This is a genomic window from Variovorax sp. 01T439_2, from assembly GCF_056398445.1.
In genome coordinates, this window is sequence record NZ_JBFTPJ010000667.1 from 1 (window position 1) to 3357 (window position 3357).

The 3357-nt window shown below is 71.6% G+C and carries 2 protein-coding genes; one reads left to right on the forward strand and one right to left on the reverse strand.

Annotated elements, in window-relative coordinates; translation table 11 throughout:
* The first annotated feature begins 210 nt into the window (after positions 1-210).
* Entirely contained in the window at positions 211-2865 is a 2655-nt protein-coding gene (locus tag AC1DOC_RS25505; RefSeq protein ID WP_150106875.1) for a ligase-associated DNA damage response DEXH box helicase, read from the forward strand.
* Between the two features lie 15 nt (positions 2866-2880).
* On the opposite strand, the gene trxC is transcribed toward AC1DOC_RS25505, so the two are convergent.
* Positions 2881-3330 carry a thioredoxin TrxC gene (gene trxC, locus AC1DOC_RS25510; RefSeq protein ID WP_478084135.1) on the reverse strand — a complete coding sequence of 150 codons (450 nt, stop codon included), beginning with the start codon at positions 3328-3330 and terminating at the stop codon, positions 2881-2883.
* Positions 3331-3357: the final 27 nt, after the last annotated feature.

Genomic DNA, 3357 nt, shown 5'->3' on the forward strand with positions numbered 1-3357 from the left:
CCGCCTGTCCTCGAAGGCCGCGAGCCCCCATCCCCGCCTTCCCCCGGAAGGGGAAGGAGCAAGGCAGCTGCAGTCAAGGCGGCACTCGACGCCTGGTCCGCGCCGCCGGACCCCGAATTTCTCCCTCCCCTTCCGGGGGAGGGCCGGGGTGGGGGCAAGCGGCGCACCAAGAACCCGCCGCCTGTCGTCGAAGGCCGCGAGCCCCCATCCCTGCCTTCCCCCGGAAGGGGAAGGAGCAAGGCAGCGGTAGTCAAGGCGGCGCTCGACGCCTGGTTTGCAGCGCGCGGCTGGAAGCCTTTCAAGTTCCAGCGCGACGTATGGAAGGCCGTGGCCGCGGGCCGCTCCGGGCTGCTGCACGCGACCACCGGCGCGGGCAAGACCTACGCGGTGTGGCTCGGCGCGCTGCAGGCGTTCTCGTCCGCGGCGCCGCCGCCTTCGCGCAGCGCAAGGGCCACGCCGCCGCCGCCGCTCACCGTGCTGTGGATCACGCCCATGCGCGCGCTCGCGGCCGACACGCTGCGCGCGCTGCAGCAGCCGCTCGAAGCCATGGATGCCCAGGGCATCGACCTGCACCGCTGGAGCGCCGGTGCGCGCAGCGGCGACACCTCGTCGGCCGAGCGCAGCGCGCAGAACGAGCGCCTGCCCACGGTGCTCGTCACCACGCCCGAGAGCCTGTCGCTGCTGCTCGCGCGCGCCGACGCGAGCGAGGTGCTGGGCCGCGTGAGGATGGTGGTGGTCGATGAATGGCACGAGCTGCTCGGCAACAAACGCGGCGTGCAGGTGCAGCTGGCGCTCGCGCGGCTCAGGCGCTGGAATGCGGGGCTCGCGGTGTGGGGCATGTCGGCCACGCTCGGCAACCTGCAGGAGGCCATGCACGCGTTGCTCGGTGATCAAGAAGGCGTGCTGGTGCAGGGCGCGGTGCCCAAGAAGCTGGTGGTCGATTCGCTGCTGCCCGGCCGCGCCGAGCGCTTTCCGTGGGGCGGGCACCTGGGCCTCACGATGCTGCCGCAGGTGCTCGACGAGATTGCCGCCAGCAGCACCACGCTGGTGTTCACCAACACGCGCTCGCAATCGGAGATCTGGTACCAGGCCATGCTCGAGGCGCGGCCCGAATGGGCCGGCCTCATCGCACTGCACCACGGCTCGCTCGACCGCGCGGTGCGCGAGTGGGTCGAGCTGGGCCTCAAGAACGGCGAGCTCAAGGCCGTGGTCTGCACCTCGAGCCTGGACCTGGGCGTCGACTTTTTGCCGGTCGAGCGCGTGCTGCAGATCGGTTCGCCCAAGGGCGTGGCGCGGCTGCTGCAGCGCGCGGGGCGCTCGGGCCATGCGCCGGGCCGGCCCTCGCGCATCACGCTCGTGCCCACGCACAGCATCGAGATGGTCGAAGGCGCCGCGGCGCGCGCGGCCATTGCGGCCGGCCACATCGAGGCGCGCCACACGCCGGTGCAGCCGCTCGACGTGCTGGTGCAGCACCTGGTGACGGTGGCGCTCGGCGGCGGCTTCGTGCCCGACGACCTGTATGCCGAAGTGCGCGGCACCGCCGCCTATGCGGATCTGTCGCGCGAGAGTTGGGCGTGGTGCCTGGCCTTCGTCTCGCAGGGCGGGCCATCGCTGGCCGCGTATCCCGACTACCGCCGCGCGGTGCCTGATGCGGAGGGCGTCTGGCGCGTACCGGATGCGCGGCTCGCGCGGCGCCACCGCATGAACATCGGCACCATCGTGAGCGATGCGAGCATGGCGGTGCAGTACATGGGCGGCGCGAGGATCGGCAGCGTCGAGGAAGGCTTTGTGGCGCGCATGAAGCCCGGCGACTGCTTCCTGTTTGGCGGGCGGCTGCTCGAACTCGTGCGCATCCACGACATGACGGCCTGGGTGCGGCGCGCCACCGGCAAGCGCGCCGCGGTGCCGCGCTGGAACGGCGGGCGCATGCCGCTGTCGACCACGCTGGCCGATGCGGTGGTGCAGCAGCTCGCGCTGGCCGGCGCGGGGCGCTACAACTCGCCCGAGCTGCAGTGCGTGCGGCCGCTGCTCGAGATCCAGCAGCAATGGTCGGCCCTGCCCACGCCCGAGACGCTGCTGGCCGAAACGCTGGCCACGCGCGAAGGCTCGCACCTGTTCCTCTATCCCTTCGCGGGACGCCACGTGCACATGGGACTTGCGAGCCTCCTGGCCTGGCGCGTGGCGCAGCACGAGGCGCGCACTTTCTCCATTGCGGTGAACGACTACGGCTTCGAGCTGCTGAGCGCCACGCCGGTCGACTGGCCCGCGCTGCTGCCCCAGGTGCTGCGCCTGCCGCAGGGCGAGGATGCGCATGCCACGCTGCTGCACGAGGTGCTGGCCTCGCTCAACGCGGGCGAACTCGCGCAGCGCCGCTTCCGCGAGATTGCGCGCGTCTCGGGGCTGATCTTCCAGGGCTATCCGGGCGAGAAGCGCAGCAGCCGGCAGCTGCAGGCCTCGTCCTCGCTGTTCTGGGAGGTGTTCCGCAAGTACGACCCGGCGAACAAGCTGCTGCTGCAGGCCGAGCAGGAACTGCTCGCGCAGGAGCTTGAAATCGGCCGCCTGGCAGCCAGCCTCGCACGCATGGCGACCCAGCAGCTGGTGCTGAAGCCGCTCGAGCGGCCCACGCCTTTTTCGTTTCCGCTCATGGTCGAGCTGTTCCGCGAGAAGCTGTCGAACGAGAACGTGGCTGACCGCATTGCGCGCATGGTCGAGCAGCTCGAAAAGGCCGCGGGCGGCGTGGTCACGGCCGGCGGCGTGGAGCGCGTGAAAAGCACGCTCGCGTTCGGCCAGGAAGGGCCGGGCAAGCCGCCGGCTGCGCCGCGCCGCGAGCGCAGGCGGCCCTCACGGCCCTTGCCGCCGCTCTGAGCCGCCCGATGCAGCTCAGCCCGCGCCGTGCGCCTTGACCCAGCGCGCGATGTCCGCCGCGCCCATGGCGCCGGCCTGGCGTGCCACTTCGCGGCCGCCGCGGAACAGCGCCAGCGTCGGGATGCTGCGGATATTGAAGCGCGCGCCCAGTGCCGGCACGGCTTCCGTGTCGACCTTGGCGAGCCGCACCTGCGGTTCGAGCTGCGCCGCGGCCTGTTCGTAGCCCGGCGCCATCTGGCGGCAGGGGCCGCACCAGGGCGCCCAGAAGTCCACCAGCACCGGGATTTCATTGCGTGCGATGTGGCGGTCGAAGGTCTTTTCGTCCGGCAGCGCGGTGGAATGGCCGGTGAACAGTGCGCGGTGGCAGTTGCCGCAGTCGGGCGCGCTGCCCAGCTGCGCCGCGCGCACGCGGTTGGTCGTGTGGCAATGCGGGCAGACGATGTGCAGCGAAGGCGTGTCGGTCATTCTGAAGAACTGGGGCTCGCGGGGTGA

Coding starts and splice junctions, on each gene's coding strand:
- trxC (WP_478084135.1), bottom strand. CDS start 3,330: ATGACCGACACGCCTTCGCTGCACATCGTCTGCCCGCATTGCCACACG.